This is a genomic window from Paenibacillus sp. PSB04 (assembly GCF_025809195.1).
GTDB lineage: Bacteria > Bacillota > Bacilli > Paenibacillales > Paenibacillaceae > Paenibacillus_AQ > Paenibacillus_AQ favisporus.
This window is the reverse complement of sequence record NZ_CP081301.1, coordinates 5,660,097-5,682,354: the sequence shown is the minus strand read 5'-3', so window position 1 is coordinate 5,682,354 and position 22,258 is coordinate 5,660,097. Positions and strand designations below refer to the sequence as shown.

Genomic DNA, 22,258 nt, shown 5'->3' with positions numbered 1-22,258 from the left:
GTCTACAACCCATTTGATGTCCGGAGGGAAAATGAAATTGCAGACGACACAGAAGGATCATCCGCTGCTGTACCGGCAGGTCTACGATCATATTGTCGCCAGGATTCAGCGGGGAGAACTTGTTGCCCATGACAAGCTTCCTTCGATCCGGATGCTGGCCGGGGAGCTGCAGGTTCATCGGCTCACCGTTTTTCGCGCTTACCAGCTGCTGAAGGAAGAGGGGAAGGCTTACGTAAAGGAAAAATCGGGGTATTATGTTGCTCCGATGCATGAAATCACGGGAATGCCAACCTATGAAAAAAGCTCCGCTGCTACCCGGACCTATCGGAACGAGATGTCCGACATTCAGCGCGTGCCTTCCGTTTATCAATTTTCGCAGGCGCTGATTGATCCCAATCTGCTGCCCAATTTGTATCTGTCCCAATATGTCAAAGAGGTGTTTGACCGCTATCCGAAAATGATCGGCACTTATTCCGATTTGCAGGGGGATGCCGAGCTGAGGGATTTTCTTGGCGATTACATGACAGGAAGGCTCAAGGTGAGTATATCGGCGGACGAGTTGATCATTACATCCGGTGCGCAGCAGGCTATTGATCTGTTAGCCCGGCTCTATATTCGTCCGCTGGACGCCGTGATGGTGGAGCGTCCGACTTACAGCGCGGCACTGGATATTTTTCGCGCTCAGGGGGCCCGTTTTCTCTCCGTCGACATTTCGCCCGGCGGATACGACCTTGTCCAGGTCGAGGAGATGATGAAGCGGCACAAGCCCCGCTTTTTCTATATGAATCCGACCTTTCATAACCCAACGGGCTATTCGGTCCCTGCCGGTCAGCGGAAAGAGCTGGTCGCCTTGGCCGAGAAATATCAGTGCCTGCTCGTTGAGGACGACACGTTTCGGGACATTTATTTCGGAGAGCCTCCGTCATTACCGCTGTTTACCTATGACACGGAGGGATGGGTTATCTATTTGAGCAGCTTCAGCAAATACGTAGCTCCAGGTCTTCGAATCTGTGCTGTGGTGGGCCGAAGCTCGGTCATCCAGCCGCTGTTAACCTTGAAGTCGCTTGCGGATAACGGCTCGCCGCTCGTCAATCAGAAGCTGTTTCTGCACTATTTCGGATCAGAGCGGATGCAGAATCACTTGGAAAAGCTGCGGATTGCCCTTCAGATCCGGCGGGATCTGATGATCGAGTCACTCCGGGACACCGGCTGGCAGTGGACTGTGCCTGAAGGCGGTCTCAACCTGTGGGTGAAGCTCCCGGATCATCTCTCTGTGGACATGTTATGGCAGCGCGCCACCGCGGAGGCGGTTTCGTTCGTTCCAGGCGCGGTGTTTGACCCGAAGCGCGAAATGCGGTCCTGGTTCAGGCTCAGCTACAGCTTTGTCAATGAAGAGCAGATTCGAACCGGTATGCGGCTTCTGACAAACTTGGCGGGCAGCATGGACAATAGATAGCCTCGATCACACCTTCGTTACACCTAAAAATCATCATGAACTTTTTGCCATGACGCGTTACAATAATGATGGAGGCCGAACAACCGGTACCCGCTTGCAGCAGGCAATGGAGCAGGCGGGAAGAAACGGCAGCCGATCCAATTGATCGATTATAGAGAGGTGGACTTATATCATGGCTTTGATTCAATGTCACTTTTTTTCGGACGTGCTGCAGCTCAGTACTTCCATGACGGTCATTCTTCCGCAGCAGACCCGCCATCAGATCGGGATGCAGAATAACACATTTGCGGACAAGCATCCGACGCTGTATCTGCTCCACGGATTGTCGGATGACGATTCCATCTGGCTGCGCAGAACGTCGATCGAGCGTTATGTCGCATCGACGGGACTGGCGGTCGTTATGCCTCAGGTGCACCGCAGCTTCTACGCGGACATGGCTTACGGTAACAAGTACTGGACGTTTATCAGCGAGGAGCTGCCAAGCATTGCCCGATCTTTCTTCCCTCTATCGGCGGAAAGGGAGGACAATTTCGTTGCAGGGCTGTCCATGGGAGGTTACGGGGCGTTCAAATGGGCGCTAAGCAAACCGGAGAGCTTTGCGGCCGCCGCTTCATTGTCAGGTGCGATGAATGGTCTCCATGTTCCGGAAAATATGGACCTTTTCACGGACTACAAGCTGATCTATGGCGACAAGCCGGAAAAAAACCGCGAGGAAGACTTGTTCTGGCTGATGGAGCAGTGCGCGAAGTCGGAAGGACCGAAACCGATGCTGTATCAATGCTGCGGCACCGAGGACTTTTTGTACGAGGACAACGTGATGTTCCGTGAAGCGTGCAAGCAGTCGGGTCTGGATTATACATACGAAGAGGGCCCGGGAAGCCATGAATGGGGATATTGGGACGCCAAAATTCAAGACGTGCTCGCCTGGCTCCCGCTGAAGAACAACGCATAACCTGAGGATGTGCAACCTTGTAATGCAGACCGAGGCATACGACCTATGCCGAGGTCTTTTTTTGTAAATGAAAAAAACATCGGCTTCAAGACAGAACTTCCTTATATTCCACTCTTGGGGACGATTTGAATCCTCGTGTAGAATAACCTGTCCACGGAAAGGGTAATGTTATACAGAAACAGCCCAAGAAATGGATAAGGAGTGAGCGAAGAATGGGTAACATGACGGCGACGGGAAGTACCAATCAGAAATCTGGCACCCCAGGGAAAAGTCTCGGCCAGTATTTGTTTGACTGCTTAAAGCTTGAGGGAATTACCGAAATTTTCGGCGTGCCCGGAGACTATAATTTTACCCTGCTCGATACGCTGGAGAAGTATAACGGCATTGAATTTATCAATGGAAGAAATGAATTGAACTCGGGATACGCGGCGGACGCTTACGCCAGGATCAAAGGCATTTCGGCGCTGATTACGACGTTCGGCGTCGGTGAACTCAGTGCCTGCAACGCGATCGCCGGGGCGAACAGCGAGCATATTCCGCTGATTCATATCGTCGGATCTCCTCCGGACAAGGATCAGAAGGAGCATAAGCTGATGCACCACACCTTGATGGACGGCAATTTTGACGTCTTTCGCAAGGTGTATGAGCCGATTACGGCCTATTCGGCCGTCGTCACGCCGGAGAATGCCGAGATCGAAATTCCGACGGCTATCCGGATCGCCAAGGAGAAGAAAAAGCCGGTCTATCTGGTGATCGCCGACGACTTGGTCTCAAAGCCTGTTATGGGAAGGGGAGAACCGACACCGCCAAAACCGTCATCCAACCTGACGACTCTTCAAGCAGCGGCGGACCAGGTGCGCCAGCTGCTTGACCGGGCCCGCAAGCCGGTTTTGCTGGTTGACGTGAATGCGATGCGTTTTGGACTTCAAACGGCGGTGCGCCAGTTGGCAGATGTCATGAATATTCCGGTGGCGACGATGATGTTCGGTAAAGGTGCTTTCGATGAGTCACATCCCAACTATATCGGGGTGTACGGCGGCTCGTTTGGTTCGTCTGAAGTACAAACGGCGGTGGAACAAGCAGACTGCGTCATCGCGGTCGGGATGGTGTGGGCGGACAGCAATACGGGCACGTACACCGCCAAATTGAATCCGCTCGTTACCGTCGATATTCAGCCCAAGATGATCAAGGTGGGAGGAGCTGAATTCCCGAATGTGCTGGCTGCCGACATGCTGCTTGAGCTGCAAAAGATCGGTTATAAAGGCAGCGGCGCCGCCGGCAAGGGGGCGTTTCCGTATGATCAAGTTACGGGTGAACCCGAAGCACCGCTGCTCGCCTCGACTTATTATCCAAGGATTCAGCGCATGCTGAAGGAAGGCGACATCGTCGTCGCCGAGACGGGAACGTTCTATAACGGCATGGCTTATGTTCGGCTGCCCCGGAACGTCACGTATATTACGCAGGGAGGGTGGCAGTCGATCGGCTATGCCACGCCGTCAGCCTATGGTGCCTGCATTGCCGCTCCGGACCGCAGGGTGCTGCTGTTTACGGGGGACGGCTCGCTGCAGCTGACTGCGCAGGAGATCAGCTCGATGCTGTATTACGGCTGCAAGCCGATCATTTTCGTTCTGAATAATGACGGATACACCATCGAAAAATACTTGAACGTGAAAACAGAGAATCAGCGCTACAACCAGATTCCGCGCTGGTCGTACACGAAGCTGGTTGAAGCCTTCGGCGGAGAGGCGTTTACGGCGACGGTGCGGACAAACGGGGAGCTTGAGCAGGCGTTCGCTCAGGCGGATCAGGAGCGGGCCGGAAAGCTCTGCATCATTGAAATGATCGCCGCCGACCCGATGGATGCTCCGGAATATATGAAGCGGATGCGCAATTACATGGAGGAGCAGGCGAAAAAAGGGCAGAAATAAAGCATGGAATCCGTGCTGCCGGAAGGTTCTTGATGAACTTTCCAGCAGCACTTTTTTTGTGTTGATCGAATCCAGTATAACGATGAAAATCGACGATTTAGACTCGGTCTATGGGCATGTTCAGAATTTGTACAGTTGGATCTAGTAAATTAGTTCTATACACATAGATAAATGGAGTGGTTGTTAGGATGTTCGAACGTTATTTTACAGAAATGCGTAAGCTTAGTCATGAGGATGAATTACGTTACCGCTATTTGATCAGAGGGGTTAAACTGCTGCTGGAGCAGCGGAAGTCGGAGAGCTCTAAAGGATTTCACCGGTGGAGAAGATGCCGGCAGTCCGAATCGATCCAGCCCGGGACGTGGGATTAAAGTTTGAATGTCGAAAAATTGACATCTTTTTGTCATTTGTTGAATAGGCGTTACACGTTATTCTTTTGGTAGGACTTAAGAGTGTGTCAAAGGAGATATCTATGAAAGTGATGAAAGACTTCTTGCCCAGAAAACCGGCCGGATGGCTGGTACTCGCGGTTCTGGCAATAAGCATGCTGTCAGGATGTACTTGGATGGGGGGAGACGATACGGACGGCGGCACGAAAACGGCTGAGGCTGACAAGCCGGTCCAGCGTTATACCGGTGAGATGAGCCAGGCTGTTTCTCTGGCTTACACGACAAGCCGGAACCTTGCCTTAACGTTTAATGGGATGGCAGACGTCCAAACGATGGACAAGCTCCTTGATCAGCTGGATGCCTTAGGCATAAAAGCAACCTTCTTTTTGCCGGGGATGCGGGTTGCAGAGGAACCGGATATCGCCCGGCAGATTTTGTCCCGGGGACATGAGATTGAAAACAACACGCTGAATGCGGTGGACATGAGCCGGATGGACTACGGACAGATCTACAAGGAAATCCATTTGGCCAACGATGTCATCCGTAAACAAACGGGGGTCACTCCGAATTTCGTCCGAACGCAAACGGGGGCGATCAGCGACGATATCCGGCTGGCAGCGGCGCAGAGCGGACAGCAGGCGGTCATATCCTACAGTCTGTTTTTACATAATTGGAAGGCGGAGACCTCTCAGCAAAAAAAGAACTATATCCGGAAATACATTAACCGCGGTGGGATCGTGGCGATTGACCTGGCGGAGAACCGGACTTTGAATGAATCGGTGAACCTGATCGCTGCGGAAGCTTCGGCAGCCGGTTATCATTTCGTTACTTTAGACAAGCTGGTCGCCACAGGCGGCGTACGTAAACCGGCCAACACGGTTCAAGGCTACCAGGCTGCGAAGTATAACGCCGATTACGCCAAAGCGGATTACAATCTCGTGTACAGCCACAAGACCGCCAAGAAGGAAATCGCCCTTACCTTTGACGACTGGGGCACAGATGAAACGATCACGAAGCTGCTCGATATTTTGGACCAGTACCACGTGAAGGGTACGTTTTTTTTGCGTGCGGACGGGGTTGAGAAAAATCCGAACCTGGCGCGGGCGATCGCGCAAGCAGGGCATGATGTCGGAAATCATACTTACAGCCATCCGGTACTGACCAAGCTCAGCGTCAAGCAGCTGCAGGATGAAGTGGTCAAGGCACACCACATCATTACGGATGCGATCCAGCAGCAGCCGGCCATGCTGTTCCGGCCGCCGACCGGCGATATTGACGACCGCACAGCCCGGATTATCGCGGCGGCCGGTTACCGGAATATTGTCAATTTCGATATCGATCCGAATGATTGGAACCGGGAGCGCACCGCTTCACAGATCGTGAACTCGGTTATCCAGCAAAGCCACAGCGGCGGAATTATTTTGCTGCATTCGCTGGACGATACCCACACGGCGGAGGCACTGCCTGGCATTATTCAAAACTTACGGAAAAAAGGATACACGTTCGTGAAATTGTCCGACTGGATTTCTGATGATGGGAATCCGTCAGGTAAAGAAAGATAGATGGAGATGGAATATGTCAACACCAACTAAAGAAGTGCTGTATGCATACAGCCCGGTCGCAGTCATTGGACTCGGGTATGTAGGCCTTCCCCTGGCACAGGCGTTCTCGAAAAAGGTAAGGGTGATCGGCTTTGATGTCAACCCGGACAAGGTCAGCCGGCTGCAGGAGGAAGCTTCTTCTAATGCGCAGACGTCCGTGTATGACGCAGACCCAGCGTCTGCGGGATTGGAATATACATCTGACGCGGACCGGCTTGGCGAAGCCGTGTTTTATGTGATTGCCGTACCGACCCCGGTGCAGAGCGGTAACGTGCCGGATTTACGGTTTGTGGAAGAAGCGAGCCGCATGGTCGGCAGGAGATTGCGCCAAGGGGCGATCGTGGTTTATGAATCGACCGTGTACCCTGGCGTCACCGAAGAGATTTGCGTTCCGATCCTGGAGGCGGAGTCAGGCCTGCGCTGCGGGACGGATTTTAAAGTAGGATATTCGCCGGAGCGGATCAATCCAGGCGATGAGGTTCACCGGCTCGACAATATCGTCAAGATCGTGTCGGGAATGGATGAGGAATCGCTTGGGATCATTGCCGGCATGTACGAACAGATCATCGATGCGGGCGTATACCGGGCGGAAAGCATCAAGGTGGCCGAAGCGGCAAAGGTTATTGAAAATGCCCAGCGGGACATTAACATCGCCTTTATGAACGAACTGTCCATGCTGTTCCACCAGATGGGCGTCGATACCCGGGAAGTGCTGCGCGCCGCAGGGACAAAGTGGAATTTCCTGAACTTCGTTCCCGGTTTGGTTGGCGGGCACTGCATCGGAATCGATCCGTACTACTTGACGTACAAAGCGGAGGATACTGGCATCCGTTCACGGATCATTCTGGCGGCACGGCATATCAACGATGGGATGGGCAAATATGTCGCCGAGCAGCTGATCAAGCTGCTCGTCCGGCAGCGGCTGGACCTGCGCGACGTGAAGGTCGCCGTTCTCGGCCTGGCATACAAGGAGGACTGCGCCGATATCCGGAATTCCAAAGTGGTGGATATCATCAAAGAGCTTCAGGATTACGGTATTCAACCCCAAATCGTTGACCCGCTGGTAGACCCGAAAGCGGCATATGCCGAATACGGTCTGGAGCTGTCCCGGGTGGAGGAGCTGCTGGACCTGCATGTGCTGGTCACGGCCGTCCCGCATCAATGCTTTGCGGGCATGGGCTATGCGGATATGGATCGGATGTTCAGAAAGGACTCGGTAAAGATCTTGCTGGACGTTAAGGGAATATATGACAAAGCAGAGTTCGAGCGTCAGGGTTACATTTATTGGCGGCTGTAATGAGAGCAGATGGGAGAAATAAGAACCGTGTTCAGACGAAAGAAAAAACAAACCGATGAGGTTCTGACCTTACCCCGTTCGGATCGGCGGATCTTATCGAACGTTCCTGACCCGGAACAAATTCGCCGTTCAGTCGACCGGAGAGGCTCGCGGGATAACGATGCGGACCAGTTCAGTTCGGATTATTTGGAACGGATGCGGAAATTCAGCCTGCGTTACGAGGCGGATTTTCCCGTGCTTCTGACTTGGGGCAAAGGAAAGAACCGGAGAAAACTGAAAACGAAGGCTGTCGATGTATCATCAACAGGCCTTCTGCTCGAGCTGCCCTTCTCGACGGACCACATCCAGCCGGGAAGCAAAGTGTCCATGCACTTTGAAATTCCGGCAGGCACGATGCCGGAAGGCTTTGAATCCAAAGTGGATATCGAAGGAGTCGTCGTACGGACCTTTGAGCGCGGAACCGGCAGAGAGGCTGTTACGATGGCTGCTTTTGAGTTCACCAACCCGCTGCATGAATATTTTCAGCGCAGACGCTGGGGGTACTCCGTGTATACGGCCAGCGGCCTCCTGCTGCTGGCGGCCCTCTTTGTGCTGCTGCTTCGGGCGGAGAGCATCATTTATTTTAAGTACAATTTCCTGCTGTATTTATACAGCCTGATCGCCGCGGCATTTCTGTTGACGAGATACTTGTTCGGATCTCTATACCGTGACGTGCCGGTCAATCCGGATTATACGCCGGGCGTATCGATCATTATTCCGTGCTTTAATGAAGAGAAGTGGATCCATCGGACGATTATCAGCTGCATCAACCAGGATTACCCGGTGGACAAGCTGGAGGTCATCGTCGTTGATGACCGCTCTACCGACCGGTCCGCGGAGCAGATTCAGAAAACGATCGACCTGCTTCATCAGGAAGCCGACCGCTTTCAAACCAAAGAACGGCTTCGGATGCATATCCTCCCTGAGAACGGGGGGAAACGGGAAGCCTTGGTGCAGGGGGTACGGATGGCAAAGCATGATCTGGTCGTGTTCGTGGATTCGGACAGCTTCCTGGATCCGCTCGCCATTAAGCATTTGGTGCAGCCCTTCCAAGATCCGCGTATGGGCGGGGTTGCCGGGCGGACGGATGTGGAGAACAAGTACACCAACTCCATTACGAAGCTCCAGACCGTGCGCTATTATATCGCGTTCCGGATCATGAAAGCGGCCGAGTCCTGGTTTGACAGCGTCACCTGCCTGTCCGGGCCGTTATCCTGTTATAAAAAGAGGCTTGTGCTGAAGCATGCGGACGCCTGGCTCAACCAGAAGTTTCTGGGACAGCCCGCTACGTTCGGCGACGACCGCAGCATGACCAACTTTATCCTGAAGACACACCGGACGGCTTACCAGGATAAAGCGATTTGCTCCACGATCGTTCCTTCGGAGATGAATGTCTTCCTGAAGCAGCAGATGCGATGGAAGCGTTCCTGGCTGCGGGAATCCCTTAGAGCGGCCGGATTTATTTGGCGCAAGGAACCGTTTATGGCCCTCTTTTTCTACATCGGTGTCATCGTTCCGATCGCTGCGCCGCTGATTGTGCTCTACAACCTGCTGTATGTGCCCATTTTCCACCATGTGTTTCCGGGAACCTTCTTGATGGGGCTTCTGCTGATGTCCCTGCTGATGAGTCTGGCTCATCTATTATTCCGTAAAAGCAAGCTGTGGGTATTCGGCTTCGTCTTTTGCTTTTTTTACGAAATGGTGCTGCTCTGGCAAATGCCGGTCGCCTGGTTCACCTTCTGGAAATCAACCTGGGGGACAAGGGAAACGCCGCAGGACATCGAGGCGAGAAATAAAAAAGCCGCAAGAAAAAACCGAAAAAATACGAAGACGGAAGTGCCGCTGTAACCCGGCGGAACCGCGGAATTTAAATGAGGATGCAGGATGAAAAAAGGAAAACGCAGCGAAGCGCTTGATGTGAAGCGCAAAAACCGGCGGAAGTGGATCAAAACCTGGATCCAGCTCTTCCTGGTGATCATGGTCATCTTTCTGATCTACCAAGCCGTCGCAAGAACCGACCGCTACGCCGAACCGGACAAGTCGACGTGGCATAATCGAAGCGGGTTTGTCGCGCTGTCTTATTTTGGGGTCAGCCGAACCGGAACGCCGCTTCTGATCGATAAAGCCCAGCTCAAAGCCCAGCTACAAACCCTCCATGACCAAGGTTATGTCACGGTGTCACAGCAGGACATCCTCGATTTCTACCAAAAGGGGAAGGCGCTGCCGGACAAGGCGCTGTTTTTGTCCTTCGAGGACGGGCGCAATGACTCCAGTCTTTATGCCCAGCCTTTGCTGGAGAGGTACAATGATAAGGCGACCTTCCTCACCTATGCCAACAAGATGGGGAACGGGGATCATAAATTCGTGCAGCCCAAGGAACTCCGCAGCATGATGAAAAGCGGGTATTGGGAAATGGGGACCAACGGGTACCGTTTGACCTACATCAATATTTTCGATAAAAACGGCGGCTACATCGGCGTCAAGGACGAAAACAAGCTGGACAGCAAAGAGGACATCGAGCATTATAATCACTACCTTATGGATTTTATCCGCGATGAAAATATGATTCCGCTCGAGGACCGGGATACGATGCAGGTGCGGATCAGCAAGGATTATCAGCTGATGGACACGGTCTATACCGACAAACTCGGCTTCGTGCCCGGCGTCTATATGATCATGCATGCCAACGCGATGTACGGGAGCATGAACCCGCTTGTGACGGATGTAAATGACCGCAATATCCGTTCTCTGTTCCAGATGCATTTTAACCTGGAGGGCAATGCGTTCAACGGGCCGTCACAGGATTTGTACAACCTGACCCGCATCCAGCCTGAGCCCTACTGGTCAACCAACCATCTTTTGATGAAAATCGGCAAGGACAGCGGCCAGCAAATGACGTACGTGACCGGGGACCAGAAGCAGTCGGGGCAGTGGAAGCAGGCTGGAGGCGCCGCCGAATTCAAGGATAACCGGATCGTTCTGACGTCACCGCCTGCCGGTGAAGGCAAGCTTTTGCTGGATCAAGGAGAACAGGCGCCTGAAGATTTCACCTTAAATGCGAAGGTTTCCGGCAACGTGGTCGGCAAGCAGTCTTTTTACTTGAAGGACCGTGGAGATGGTCAGCAGTACGTTCGTATCACGCTGGACCGCAACGAAATCCAGGTGGAGCAGAAGCTGTCTGGATCCTCTGTGACTGTCTTGGGCACACAAAAGCTGGATCCGGTCAACTGGTCTTCGGAGGATCTCGCCTTTGACAAGGCAACGGTGTATTCCGCAGAAGAAGCGCAGGCCGGCGCCAATACAGATGACGAGGATGTATATCCCGTCAACATCAAAAATACCCGGCAGATTGAAATGAAGGTGTCGGGAAATCGGCTGGAGGTCATCGTGGACAGGAAGTCGGTCCTCCAAACCTCGATCGATCCATCGCTGAAGGGCGGTGCCGTGGGACTGGGATCAGCCTATAGTCCGCAAAACACCAAGGACGATATCTATGACGGAATCTTTGAGGATGTCACGGTGACTACGGAAAATGCGGCCGATGGAAAAACCTCGGTGTGGTATACGAATAAGCTGCTCGGCTGGAAAAAAGTCGCGGCGCAGGTTGAGCATGCCATGGACGCGACGATCGATTGGGCCATCGATACGTTCTGACGAAAGAGCAATTCAAAGGCGGAATGGCGGTGTAATGAGAAGATGGGTATGAAGCAAGTGGCTCAATCCGGATGGATGACTTTGGTGCTTGTCATCGTCGCCGTAGGGGTCGGTTTCAGCATTTGGATGAGGCAGCCGGCAATGCAAGCGGCGGCTCCGCCGGCCAGAACTCCTGTGAACCTCACCGCATGGGTGGTGGATTGGCAGTGGGAGTCGGGGCTTGCGGATGCAGGGGAGCTGGGCAAGGCTCTGAGCCGTGTTCAGGCGTTTGCCGCCTATTTTGACGAATCGGATCAGCCCTATTTTACGAAGGCGTTCAAAGCAGCGCTGCCGCAAATCCGGGAAACGGCGGAGGCTGCCGGCATCGGCGAGCTGAACTTGACCCTTGTTAACGATATCGTGCGGCAGGACGGCAGCGAGTCCCCCAAAGACTCGGAGCTGGTCTCGCGGCTGGTATCCACGAAGGTAGCGCGGGAGAAGCATATCGCCGAGATTGAGGCCCTGCTCGATCAATACTCATTTCAAGGGGTGGAGATCGATTATGAGCGCATCCCGGACAAGGACTGGGGCCATATGACCGCTTTTTATCGCGAATTGTATGAGCGGATGCATGCCAAGGGGAAATCGCTCCGCATCGTGCTGGAGTCAAGGGCTCCCGTCGAAACGCTGAAGCTGCCTGAAGGGCCTGAATATGTGATGATGGCCTACAATTTGTACGGTACGCACAGCGGTCCGGGACCCAAAGCGGACAAAGCTTTTCTGAAAAAGTTAGCCAAGCGGATGACAGCTGTTCCGGGCGATAAAGCGATCGCGATTGCGGCCGGGGGCTTTGACTGGCATGGGGATCAAGTGACTGCCATTACCGAACAGCAGGCCGTAAAGATACGGTACACGAACGGCTCGGAGCTCAAGCGGGACGAGGCCAGCGGAAGTCTGCACTATCAGTACACCGATGATAAGAACGTAAAACATACGGTGTGGTATGCGGACGGTTCAACGCTGACTTCCTGGATCGACACGCTGCGTCAAGCCGGGATTAGCCATGTGGCCGTCTGGAGGCTGGGGGAACTCGGAAGCGGCACATTGGACAAGCTGGATCAAGCTGCCACAACGGCAAAGTAAAAAATGGCCGCTGCGCGTTTATGCGTCAGCGGCTTAATGATGGATTTCCGGAGCACCCATGGAGGCATGGGTGCTCATGTATTTTTTCGGGGAGATGCCGCAGGCGGACTTAAACGCTTTACTGAAAGCGTAAATGCTGCTGTAGCCAACCTGCTCGGCGATCGCGGACAAGGATAACCGGCTGTACATCATCAGCTCCTTGGCCCGCTCCAACCGGTACCGGATCTGGAATTGGTGCGGGGACACATCATACGTCTGCTTGAATACGCGCGAGAAGTGATACAGGCTCAGGCAGGCCGTTTTGGATAAGTCCTCCAGCCGAATGATGCCATTGTAATGTTCCATGATGTGGGTCACCGCCCGCTCCATCGCGGCCTGATGCAGCGAGAGCCGGCCATGTCCGGCCGCCTTCAGGCCCTTAATGACCAAATACAGAATATCCAGCACGAGCGATTTCTGAAGCAGCGGAAATTCGGCATCCCGGCGCTCGTAGGCGTGGATGAGCCGCATCAGCTCCTGATGAATTTCCGCATGGTTCTGTACCCGGATCAGATGGGGGATTTCCAGCAAGGAACCCAGCCAATCCGGCCGGAGCCACGAAAGCTCTTGTTGGCTGCATTCCGCCCGCAGCTTAAAGTTGATCGGCACTTCCTCGTAGTCTTCATAATACAGGGCGTCGAAATGGATATGGGGCATCCAGCAGGGTCCCCTGGAACGGACAAATTCATGCTCAATACCGGGCTTGAACAGCAGCAGGTCGCCTGGATACACAGTCAGTGAATCCCCGCCAATCCGGATATCGAGCTCGCCCTGTTCAACATACAGCAGTTCGTAATCAAAAATGATCCGCTGCGCCAGTTTCATACGGTCAACTTTGTGATGCCACGCCCTTCGCACGTAGGGGGACAAGGCTTGCAGCAGCTGTTGCCGGTCCATACGCTTTGACAGCTCCCTTCTTCAATGGTCCCTTATCGGAGTTTTCGCTCTTTCAGCGGCTCGGCGGTTCTTTATTCTGACAATAGCAAGAATGGATAACAAATAACAAGTCCCAACATCGATAAAGAGGGGAAACGCCTGTAGAATGACTTGTAACCGCTTTAATGCATATCCGATTTGACCAATGACAGGAGAGATGAGTATGGAACCTTTTAACGGACTGAATATGAGCCTGGGTAATCTATTCCGGATGTCCTCCGCACGAACGAGATCGATCAGCGCGGAAAATGTGACGGGAGCTAAAGGAAAGGGCGGCATGGCCACCCAGGGAACCGGAGCGAATGCCGGCCGGGATTTGGGTCAGGGATGGAAAATATCGCCTTCGGTGGAGATCAGACCGGATGAGGTGTTTACCGCCGCAGAAATCGACGGACCCGGGGCCATTCAGCATATTTGGCTGACCTGCGTTCCGGACAGCTGGCGTCATATGATTCTGCGCTTTTATTGGGATGATGAGCAGGAGCCTTCCATAGAAGTGCCTGTCGGCGACTTCTTCTGCAACGGATGGTGCGAGCGGAGCAATGTCAACTCCCTGCCTGTGGCGGTCAATCCCGCCGGCGGGATGAACAGCTATTGGGTGATGCCGTTTCGCAAGAAAGCCCGGGTTACGGTCGAGAACCGGATGGACAAACCCGTCGTGCTGTATTACCAGTTCACCTATACGCTGACCGAGGTGCCGGAGGATGCGGCCTATTTGCACGCCCAATGGCGCCGGAGCAACCCCTTGCCGTACAAGCAGGACCATGTGCTTCTGGATGGCGTGAAGGGGAGTGGACAGTACGTCGGCACGTACATCGCCTGGCAGGTGAACAACACGGGGTGGTGGGGAGAAGGCGAGATCAAGTTCTATATGGACGGCGACCGCGATTTCCCGACGATTTGCGGCACCGGGACCGAAGACTATTTTGGCGGCGCCTGGAATTTTGAGCATCCACAGGGACAGTACGGTGCGTTTTCCACTGCCTATTTGGGCTTTCACCAGCAAATCAGACCGGACGGCCTGTACCGGAGCCAGCAGCGATTCGGGATGTACCGCTGGCATGTGATGGACCCGATCCGGTTTGAACAGGACTTGAAGGTAACGATCCAGGCGCTCGGATGGCGTTCCGGCGGCCGCTATTTGCCGCTGCAGGACGATATCGCCTCCGTCGCTTTCTGGTATCAATCCGAGCCGCACACCCCGCATCCGCCGCTGCCGGATAACGATGGCCTGGAGGTTATTTAATCCCCGCCCTTTCCGGTTAAAGTATGCATAATGCGGTTTACATTGGCCGAAAATGATGTTAATATGGTCAAAATCAAAACGGAACGAAAACGCGGTGAAGAGAAGAGTAGATGAACGGGCAGCCTTGCAGAGAGCTCCGGCAGCTGTGAAGGAGCAGGCCGCCTGTCATTGAAGCAAGCCTCCGAGCGGCGCATCGGAAGAGGGATCCTCATTCCTCGGATGGTGCGACAGGAGCTCCTGTTACAGAGCTAGGGTATAAACATGCGTGCATGCCGTACCCGAAGAGGCGGATGTAGCGATAGATCCGCGAACCGGGGTGGCACCGCGAAATACAATCTCGTCCCCAAGACGTCAGCGTCTTGGAGGCGGGATTTTTTTGTTTTCTTTTTGATTGATATAAGAGCAGGAGGGGACAGTTGATGGAAGGAAAGGTAAGGAAAGAAGAAGCCGTGGATTTTCTAACGAAAACCGTGATGGAGGATGTGGAGAACGAAACGTATTCTAGACCGATCGCGACCCGGTTTCCGCCGGAGCCGAACGGCTATTTGCACATCGGAAGCGCCTATGCAATTCACGTGAACGCAGCCATTGCCGAAGCATTCCACGGGAAGATGAATCTTCGCTTTGACGATACGAATCCGCTGAAGGAAGACGTAAAATACGTGGAGGCGATCCGGGAGGATGTCCGGTGGCTTGGTCTGGACCTGCCGGTGTACTTTGGCTCGGATTATTCGGATGAGATCTTCGAAGCGGCTTCGAAGCTCATCCGTAAAGGAAAGGCCTATGTCTGCGATTTGTCGGCGGAGGAAATGACGGAATACCGCGGAACGCTCACGGAGTCTGGAAGAAACAGTCCTTATCGCGAACGGACGGTGGAGGAGAATCTATCCCTGTTCCGTCAAATGAAGGAAGGCCGGTTCCCGGACGGCGCCAAGGTGCTGCGGGCCAAAATTGACATGTCTTCGCCCAACATCAACTTGAGGGACCCGGCCTTGTACCGCATCATCCACGCCGAGCATTACCGGACAGGGAGTGAGTGGTGCGTGTATCCGATGTATGATTTTGCCCATCCGATCCAGGATGCGATCGAAGGCATTACGCATTCGCTGTGCTCCGCGGAATTCAGGGATCACCGCCCCTTGTACGAATGGGTGCTGCGCGAGCTGGAAGTAACGGAACCCCCGAAGCAGCGGGAATTCGGACGTCTGAACGTTTCCGGAATGGTCACGAGCAAAAGGTACATCAGGGAGCTGGTCGAAGGCGGATTCGTTGACGGATGGGATGATCCCCGCCTTCCGACCTTGAAGGGACTGCGGCGAAGAGGCGTTACGCCGGAAGGCCTCCGGAGGTTCATGCAGGAAGTGGGCATGCTGAGGGGGAGCAGCACGATGGATGCCGCGATGCTCGACCACTTCATCCGCCAGGACTTAAAGGATAAGTCTGTCGCTGTGATGGCTGTGCTTGATCCGCTTAAAGTCGTCATCACGAATTATCCGAAGGATCAGGTGGAAATACTGCATCTCCACCACAGCGATGCCGATCCGGCGCTTGGCAGCAGGGATGTCCCCTTTTCCGGAGAATTGTATATCGAGCGGGACGATTTTATGGAACATCCGGTATCGGGCTTTCATCGCCTGTTTCCGGGAAGTGAGGTTCGATTGAAGGGGGCGTACTATTTAAAATGCCATCATGCCGTCAAGGATCCGGAGACCGGTGAAGTGATCGAGCTGCACTGCACGTACGATCCCGAGACGAAAAGCGGAACCGGGTTCAGCGGCAGAAAGGTGAAATCGACGATTCATTGGGTGTCCGCCGCACACGGTGTTCCCGCCGAGATCCGCTTGTACGGCAGCCTGCTGAAAGATGCCGCGTCCGTGGCGGAATCGGACAATGATTGGGCAGAGCTGGTGTCTCCCGATTCCCGAATCATTTACAGGCAAGCGATCATGGAGCCATGGATGAAAAAAGCTTCACCGGATGCCAGATACCAGTTTATCCGCCAAGGCTATTTCTGCCTGGATCACAAAGATCTGACCGGTCCGGTACCGGTATTTAACCGGATCGTTTCGCTGAAAGATTCATGGAAGAGGGAAGCATCGCGTTGACCTACGACGTAAGTAGGCCAGGTCATGTTCCCCGCGGTGAACGGGGTATGGCGCATTTTAGAAATGCTGCGTACGCTGCCGCAGAGAAATTCCTTGAAAACCAGAAGCACATGGAGGTCGTTACGATGAAAATCCAACAACTTACGATAAATACCCGGCATTTTGCGGAGATGAAGCAATTTTACGCCGGGAAGCTCGGTCTCCCAGTGGCCGAAGAACAGTCGGATAACGTCACCATTCAAGCCGGCGGCAGCCAGCTCATTCTTCAGAAGGCAGCAGTGCCCGGCGAAAAATCGATGTACCATATTGCTTTTACGATTCCGACGAATCAGCTCGAGTCTACCAAAAAATGGGCAGCTCAGCGTGGAATTACGCTGTTCCGCGATCAGGACGGGGATCAATTTCATTTCGGGAACTGGAATGCCGACGCCCTGTATTTTTACGATCCGGATGAGAATCTGATTGAATTCATTGCCCACCATTCGTTTGATAACGCCGAAAATGAAGACTTCACAAGCAGCCAGCTGCTGCGGATCAGTGAAATCGGGCTCCCTGTTGATGAAGTGGCCGCTGCCGTGGAACAGATTCAAACGACGCTGGGACTGTCCATGTGGAGCGGCGACGGCCGGCAATTTGCGGCGATAGGCGACGCCGAGGGCTTGTTGATCGTGGTAGACCGCGAACGGCCTTGGTTTCCGGACGGAAGAGCGCCGATTGTCAGCGGGACACGGGTTGTCATTCAGGCACAAGGCAGCGAGCAGCTTATGCTGCAGGCAGATCAGTACGACATTCAGTCCCGGGATGAATAATCCGCTGCGGCTGGTCCTCTATCGTAATGAGGCTCGGAGTCTGCGTGATATAATAAAGGAACTATTCGATATGTAAAAAGTCAGAAGGCAGGGAGTTATGGCCAACATTCACGAAATCGCCAGACGAGCCGGTGTTTCGGTATCCACGGTATCCCGGGTTCTCAACCAGCATCCGTACGTTTCCGCTGAGAAAAGAGCCGCCGTGCAGCGAGCCATCGACGAACTGGATTACACGCCAAACCGCAATGCGGTTGATTTGATCCGCGGCCGGACCCGCAGCATCGGCGTGATCATCCCGTACAACAACAACCCGGCTTTCGACCGGATGCTAAGCGGTGTATTGAACAAATCGGTTGAGGAAGATTACACCGTGACTGTGCTTCCAACCCGGTATGATCCGGAGAAAGAGCTGGAGTATTTGACCATGCTGAAAACTAAACTGCTCGACGGCATCATCATTACGTCCCGTGCCAACGATTGGTCGTCCATCGTCCCCTTTGCGGGATATGGTCACATCGTAGCCTGCGAGTATACGGAACTGGAGGAAATCGGCTGCGCCTACATTGACCGGTATGCCGCGACGCTCGAGGTGTTTTCCTTCCTGAAAAGCATGGGACACACAGAGGTTGCGTTCACGACGGCAAGAGGAGAGACCAGCATCAGCACCCGGCTGACGATTCAGGCTTACCGGGACGTTTTTGGGGAAGTCCCGACATGCCGGTGCCTGGATGGCTGCACCACATTGAAGGATGGTATGGATGCAGCCCGCCACTTTCTTGAAGGAAAAGTCCGGCCGACCGCCGTGTATGCCAACGGGGACGAGGTGGCAGCCGGAATCCACCAATTTGTTCTCTCTGCCGGGCTGCGTATTCCGGACGATATCGCCATCATCGGACAGGAAAATCAGCCGATTGGCCAAGTCCTTCAGCTTACCACGGTAGACCATCAGCTCTTCCGGGCAGGTGAGGAGGCTTTAAGGCTTGTGACCCGTAGTTCCAGGGAAAAGGTGCAGATTCCGTACCGGATCATATACCGTTCTTCATCCGGATAAAGCCAACAAAAAAGACCCGCAGGAGAACATCAGCGTTACTCCGGCGGGTCTATATTATGTGATTTTTATGTAATTTAATCCAAAAGGCTAAATTCTATGAAACATATTGAAATGTAAGTGCGTATATGATATTATAATGTGTACTCCAAAATTAATCACATTATTACCATTTATCGTATCACAACGATTGGTGATTGTCAATATTTTTTACACCTCAGAAAGCCGTATCAAGCGATACAGAGAGATTATTTTCAGGGGGAGGAACGTACAGGATGATGGAAGAACGTGAACGCGATGAAGTGATGAGAAATCAAGCCGAGTCGAATCAACAGGAGCAAGACCAGCCCTATGCTGACGTCGAGCTGCTGCCGACGGGCATGAAGAACGATGATTCTGTGCGTATGTACTTGAAGGGAATTGGCCGTGTCGGCCTGCTGAGCACGGAAGAAGAAATCAAACTGGCCAAGCGCGTCGCTGAAGGGGACGAGGAAGCCAAAAAAATTATGGTCGAGGCGAACCTGCGGCTGGTTGTCAGCATTGCCCGGAGATATGCGGGCCGCGGCATGCAGCTCTTGGATCTGATCCAGGAAGGCAACATGGGGCTCATCAAAGCCGTAGATAAATTCGATTACACGAAAGGCTTTAAGTTCAGCACCTATGCTACATGGTGGATCAGACAGGCGATTACGCGGGCCATAGCCGATCAGGGAAGAACGATCCGGATTCCGGTCCATATGATCGAAACGATTAACAAGCTGGCACGTATATCGCGGCAGTTGGTGCAGGAGCTTGGACGCGAACCCGAAGTGGAAGAAATCGCTGCTGCGATGGAGCTCAGCGTAGAGAAGGTCCGTGAAATTATGAAAATTTCGCAGGATCCGGTTTCGCTCGAAACCCCAATCGGGGACGAGCATGATTCCAAGCTGGGTGACTTTATTGAGGATCATGACGCCCCGGCACCGGTTGACTCTGCGGCGTTCACCTTCCTGAAGGAGCAGCTGGGCGATGTGCTCGACACGCTGACAGAGCGGGAAGAGAACGTGCTCCGTCTGCGCTTTGGCCTCGAAGACGGCCGCACGCGCACACTGGAAGAGGTCGGCAAGGTATTCGGCGTAACCCGTGAGCGCATCCGCCAAATTGAAGCGAAAGCGCTGCGGAAGCTGAGACACCCCAGCCGGAGCAAACGCTTGAAGGATTATATCGAGTAAACGATAGAGTCTAAGCGAATTCATTCGATTTGGAATTCATGAATCATTTCATATGTCATCATATTCATTTGAAAGCTGTCTGCAGGTCTAACTGCAGGCAGCTTTTCTCGTTTGGCCGTGGCTTGAAGGTCTGAAAACGATCGGCGCTGGTTACACTGATTTTCATAGAAGGAGGTTGGAAGATTGTGATCATCAGTATATTAATTGTGACCAATGTTTGCTGGCTGCTGCTCTATCTCCGGCAGAAAGGGATGATGATGCATTACCGATCCAGTGCGATCGATACGCTGACCACCCATAACGAGATGAAAGAAACGCTAAAAATCGGCTTATATCATCGATATAAAAAGGAACAGGGTGAAGACAAGGACGAAGGGTCCCTGGAATTTGAGGCGTTTGTCGCCGAAATGATGGAAGCGGTAAGGGGAGGACGGACCTATGTCACCCGAGCATCACGCAATTACGGAATCGATATCGAGGAGCACACCGACCATGGCTTGTACCTGGGGCTTGCCGTTTGTACTGACGACCGGAATCCGGTGGATTTCGGCCCCATTGCCGTGGTCCATTCCCAGATGGTGAAGCGCGGTGCCGTCGGCGGGTATGTAGCAACGACCGGGGAATTCACGGCGGGCGCGTACCAGTATGCCGATGAACTGAACATCGAGCTGTACAATGGAGACAGGCTGGTGGAGCTGTGGGTGGGAAGCGAAGCAGCCGAGGAAGAAGAACGGACGGAGTTCAGCCCGGCAACTTGACCGCTGCCCTTGATCTGACAGAAGGAAACAGTCGAGTGCATGCTGTTGATAAGACCGCCTACCCCAGGCGGTCTTTTTGCTGCTTGTGCCTAAATTCGTAAGGAGTCAAGCCGCATTCCTGCTTGAACAGCCTGGAAAAGTAAGAATCGTTGGCGTAGCCAACCTTTCCGGCGATCATATGAACAGGCATTTGTGATGTGGCGAGCCAATGCTTTGCCATCTGAATTCGGGTTTCGATAATGTAGTTGCCTAACGGCACACCCGTTTCCTTTTTAAACAACCGCGCCAAATAATCCGGATTGAGATAGACGGTTTCGGCAAGGCTGTTCCGCGTCAGATCTTCCCCGATATGCTTGCTGATATACAGCTTGATTTCCTCCACGACCGAGTTGGGCTTTTCCGCAAACGTCCGGTACGCCAGAGCAGTATCGACCAGATAGGCGATATACTGCTCCATATCTTCAATCGATTGGAGCGACTGCTGAAACAATTGATCGTTGGTACTCCCGGAATACAGCTTATGGGCCTGGATTTCCCGCTGCTTCAGAAAAGAGTAAATCATCTGCATCAAATCAAGCCGAAACTGCCGCAGTGCGGACACATTCAGCGCCTGCCGCCCTGTCAATTCATGCAGATACCGGCTTATCTCCGCACAAAATGCGGATGCGTCACCATCGCTCAGCAGTCTTTCCAGCAGCTCCAGGTCGGGCGGGATATAAGCCGCTTCGTCCACCGGCCGTTGATCGATACGGAAGACTTGATTACGGATGTTGATCATTTCTTCATTGAGGTGAATCAGCTGCCGGATCATAGGATGCACCGCCGCCAAGCTCTCAGTAAGTCCCAGATGACAGTATACATCGCACTTCAGGAACCGGTTGGCTTTGGGGATGAGGGAGGCGCATGTGTCTTCAATCTGACCGGTAGAAGGTTCGGCGCTCCATTGTAAAATGACAATCCAGTGGTTCCCCGTGTATTCCAGCACCGTTTCGACCTTGTACAAGGGACTCCGCAGCAGTTCGTTCAGCACGTTGAGCAGGGCGTAATCAAACAGGTCCTTGTCGTTTTTGCCAAGACTCCCGTCATGAGGAAACACCTTGATGATCAGGGGCGTAAACCGGTCGGACAGCTGATAAGGCAAATGCTGCTCCTCCATAACACGCTGAATGGCCTGGGGTTCCGAGGGAAAGCTTTTGCCCGTGATCAGTTTGCGCCAGAACAGCTCCAGCAGGCGGTTCTGGTTTTTTTTCCACAGCAGCCCCTCGCGCGCAGCCTCCTCAATCGACCGTTCCTCGCTCGCTTTGTTTGCCGCCTTGCGGATAATCAGGGCTAATTTGTCAAACTCGATCGGTTTGAGGAAATAGTCGAAGCTCTGCAGTTCGATCGCTTTCTGGGCGTAGTTGAAGTCCGCGTAATTCGTCAGGAATATCGCCTGCACCCGGTAGCGCTCCTCCCGGATCCAGGCCAGCAGCTCCAGGCCGCTGCCTTGCGGCATTTCAATATCGCATATGAGAATGTCTACGGCGTGCTGCTGCAAAATTTCCTTCGCCTGGGAAACGTTATAAGCCGTGTAGATTTGCTCAATGGAGAGTGCCTGCCAGTCGATTTTGCTTTCGAGCGCCGTTACGACAAAATAATCGTCATCCACCAGTAAAACGTTCATGCGAT

The 22,258-nt window shown here is 53.4% G+C and carries 17 protein-coding genes and 1 other annotated feature; of the genes, 15 read left to right on the top strand and 2 right to left on the bottom strand.

Annotated elements, in window-relative coordinates:
• Positions 1–31 precede the first annotated feature (31 nt).
• The 9 genes from K2F33_RS26120 to K2F33_RS26080 all read left to right on the top strand — a co-directional run bounded on the left by K2F33_RS26120 (position 32) and on the right by K2F33_RS26080 (position 12,438).
• The gene (locus tag K2F33_RS26120) at positions 32–1,456 is read left to right on the top strand and encodes an aminotransferase-like domain-containing protein (protein WP_263879660.1); all 1,425 of its coding nucleotides are present in this window, start codon (positions 32–34) and stop codon (positions 1,454–1,456) included.
• A gap of 172 nt (positions 1,457–1,628) precedes the next feature.
• Complete coding sequence (locus K2F33_RS26115) at positions 1,629–2,408, top strand: alpha/beta hydrolase (protein WP_076166906.1); 780 nt, start codon at positions 1,629–1,631, stop codon at positions 2,406–2,408.
• A 212-nt stretch (positions 2,409–2,620) separates the two neighbouring features.
• Positions 2,621–4,336 (top strand): alpha-keto acid decarboxylase family protein, encoded by a 1,716-nt coding sequence (locus K2F33_RS26110; protein ID WP_263879657.1) that lies wholly within the window; start codon positions 2,621–2,623, stop codon positions 4,334–4,336.
• Positions 4,337–4,524: 188 nt separating this feature from the next.
• On the top strand, positions 4,525–4,707 hold the full coding sequence (locus K2F33_RS26105; RefSeq protein ID WP_076166900.1) for a hypothetical protein: 183 nt from the start codon (positions 4,525–4,527) through the stop codon (positions 4,705–4,707).
• Positions 4,708–4,808: 101 nt separating this feature from the next.
• On the top strand, positions 4,809–6,287 hold the full coding sequence (locus tag K2F33_RS26100; RefSeq protein ID WP_263879653.1) for a polysaccharide deacetylase family protein: 1,479 nt from the start codon (positions 4,809–4,811) through the stop codon (positions 6,285–6,287).
• 13 nt (positions 6,288–6,300) lie between these two features.
• Positions 6,301–7,623 carry a nucleotide sugar dehydrogenase gene (locus tag K2F33_RS26095; RefSeq protein ID WP_263879649.1) on the top strand — a complete coding sequence of 441 codons (1,323 nt, stop codon included), beginning with the start codon at positions 6,301–6,303 and terminating at the stop codon, positions 7,621–7,623.
• A gap of 9 nt (positions 7,624–7,632) precedes the next feature.
• Positions 7,633–9,510: a glycosyltransferase family 2 protein gene (locus K2F33_RS26090; RefSeq protein WP_263879646.1), complete on the top strand. Its 1,878-nt coding sequence runs from the start codon at positions 7,633–7,635 to the stop codon at positions 9,508–9,510.
• Between the two features lie 36 nt (positions 9,511–9,546).
• Positions 9,547–11,316: a polysaccharide deacetylase family protein gene (locus K2F33_RS26085; RefSeq protein WP_263879643.1), complete on the top strand. Its 1,770-nt coding sequence runs from the start codon at positions 9,547–9,549 to the stop codon at positions 11,314–11,316.
• Positions 11,317–11,364: 48 nt separating this feature from the next.
• Positions 11,365–12,438 carry a glycosyl hydrolase family 18 protein gene (locus tag K2F33_RS26080; RefSeq protein ID WP_263879639.1) on the top strand — a complete coding sequence of 358 codons (1,074 nt, stop codon included), beginning with the start codon at positions 11,365–11,367 and terminating at the stop codon, positions 12,436–12,438.
• Positions 12,439–12,471: 33 nt separating this feature from the next.
• Here K2F33_RS26080 and K2F33_RS26075 read toward each other — a convergent pair whose 3' ends face one another.
• Complete coding sequence (locus K2F33_RS26075) at positions 12,472–13,374, bottom strand: helix-turn-helix transcriptional regulator (RefSeq protein ID WP_263879636.1); 903 nt, start codon at positions 13,372–13,374, stop codon at positions 12,472–12,474.
• Positions 13,375–13,576: 202 nt separating this feature from the next.
• Between K2F33_RS26075 and K2F33_RS26070 the strand changes: the two genes are divergently transcribed.
• The 6 genes from K2F33_RS26070 (at position 13,577) to K2F33_RS26045 (ending at position 20,590) form a co-directional block, all read left to right on the top strand.
• On the top strand, positions 13,577–14,659 hold the full coding sequence (locus tag K2F33_RS26070; RefSeq protein WP_263879633.1) for a glycoside hydrolase family 172 protein: 1,083 nt from the start codon (positions 13,577–13,579) through the stop codon (positions 14,657–14,659).
• An 85-nt stretch (positions 14,660–14,744) separates the two neighbouring features.
• Positions 14,745–15,007, top strand: a binding site (T-box leader).
• 71 nt (positions 15,008–15,078) lie between these two features.
• On the top strand, positions 15,079–16,764 hold the full coding sequence (locus tag K2F33_RS26065; protein ID WP_263879630.1) for a glutamine--tRNA ligase/YqeY domain fusion protein: 1,686 nt from the start codon (positions 15,079–15,081) through the stop codon (positions 16,762–16,764).
• 125 nt (positions 16,765–16,889) lie between these two features.
• Positions 16,890–17,573 carry a VOC family protein gene (locus K2F33_RS26060; RefSeq protein WP_263879627.1) on the top strand — a complete coding sequence of 228 codons (684 nt, stop codon included), beginning with the start codon at positions 16,890–16,892 and terminating at the stop codon, positions 17,571–17,573.
• A gap of 97 nt (positions 17,574–17,670) precedes the next feature.
• A complete protein-coding gene (locus K2F33_RS26055; protein ID WP_263879625.1) occupies positions 17,671–18,624 on the top strand; it encodes a LacI family DNA-binding transcriptional regulator in 954 nt (317 codons plus the stop codon).
• A gap of 302 nt (positions 18,625–18,926) precedes the next feature.
• Positions 18,927–19,832 (top strand): RNA polymerase sigma factor RpoD, encoded by a 906-nt coding sequence (rpoD, locus tag K2F33_RS26050; RefSeq protein ID WP_240913186.1) that lies wholly within the window; start codon positions 18,927–18,929, stop codon positions 19,830–19,832.
• A 185-nt stretch (positions 19,833–20,017) separates the two neighbouring features.
• Positions 20,018–20,590, top strand: coding sequence for a restriction endonuclease (locus tag K2F33_RS26045; protein WP_263879622.1), 573 nt, complete (start codon positions 20,018–20,020; stop codon positions 20,588–20,590).
• A gap of 58 nt (positions 20,591–20,648) precedes the next feature.
• On the opposite strand, the gene K2F33_RS26040 is transcribed toward K2F33_RS26045, so the two are convergent.
• A complete protein-coding gene (locus K2F33_RS26040) occupies positions 20,649–22,253 on the bottom strand; it encodes a response regulator (protein ID WP_263879620.1) in 1,605 nt (534 codons plus the stop codon).
• Positions 22,254–22,258: the final 5 nt, after the last annotated feature.

Coding starts and splice junctions, on each gene's coding strand:
- K2F33_RS26120 (WP_263879660.1), top strand. CDS start 32: ATGAAATTGCAGACGACACAGAAGGATCATCCGCTGCTGTACCGGCAG.
- K2F33_RS26115 (WP_076166906.1), top strand. CDS start 1,629: ATGGCTTTGATTCAATGTCACTTTTTTTCGGACGTGCTGCAGCTCAGT.
- K2F33_RS26110 (WP_263879657.1), top strand. CDS start 2,621: ATGGGTAACATGACGGCGACGGGAAGTACCAATCAGAAATCTGGCACC.
- K2F33_RS26105 (WP_076166900.1), top strand. CDS start 4,525: ATGTTCGAACGTTATTTTACAGAAATGCGTAAGCTTAGTCATGAGGAT.
- K2F33_RS26100 (WP_263879653.1), top strand. CDS start 4,809: ATGAAAGTGATGAAAGACTTCTTGCCCAGAAAACCGGCCGGATGGCTG.
- K2F33_RS26095 (WP_263879649.1), top strand. CDS start 6,301: ATGTCAACACCAACTAAAGAAGTGCTGTATGCATACAGCCCGGTCGCA.
- K2F33_RS26090 (WP_263879646.1), top strand. CDS start 7,633: ATGGGAGAAATAAGAACCGTGTTCAGACGAAAGAAAAAACAAACCGAT.
- K2F33_RS26085 (WP_263879643.1), top strand. CDS start 9,547: ATGAAAAAAGGAAAACGCAGCGAAGCGCTTGATGTGAAGCGCAAAAAC.
- K2F33_RS26080 (WP_263879639.1), top strand. CDS start 11,365: ATGAAGCAAGTGGCTCAATCCGGATGGATGACTTTGGTGCTTGTCATC.
- K2F33_RS26075 (WP_263879636.1), bottom strand. CDS start 13,374: ATGGACCGGCAACAGCTGCTGCAAGCCTTGTCCCCCTACGTGCGAAGG.
- K2F33_RS26070 (WP_263879633.1), top strand. CDS start 13,577: ATGGAACCTTTTAACGGACTGAATATGAGCCTGGGTAATCTATTCCGG.
- K2F33_RS26065 (WP_263879630.1), top strand. CDS start 15,079: ATGGAAGGAAAGGTAAGGAAAGAAGAAGCCGTGGATTTTCTAACGAAA.
- K2F33_RS26060 (WP_263879627.1), top strand. CDS start 16,890: ATGAAAATCCAACAACTTACGATAAATACCCGGCATTTTGCGGAGATG.
- K2F33_RS26055 (WP_263879625.1), top strand. CDS start 17,671: ATGGCCAACATTCACGAAATCGCCAGACGAGCCGGTGTTTCGGTATCC.
- rpoD (WP_240913186.1), top strand. CDS start 18,927: ATGAGAAATCAAGCCGAGTCGAATCAACAGGAGCAAGACCAGCCCTAT.
- K2F33_RS26040 (WP_263879620.1), bottom strand. CDS start 22,253: ATGAACGTTTTACTGGTGGATGACGATTATTTTGTCGTAACGGCGCTC.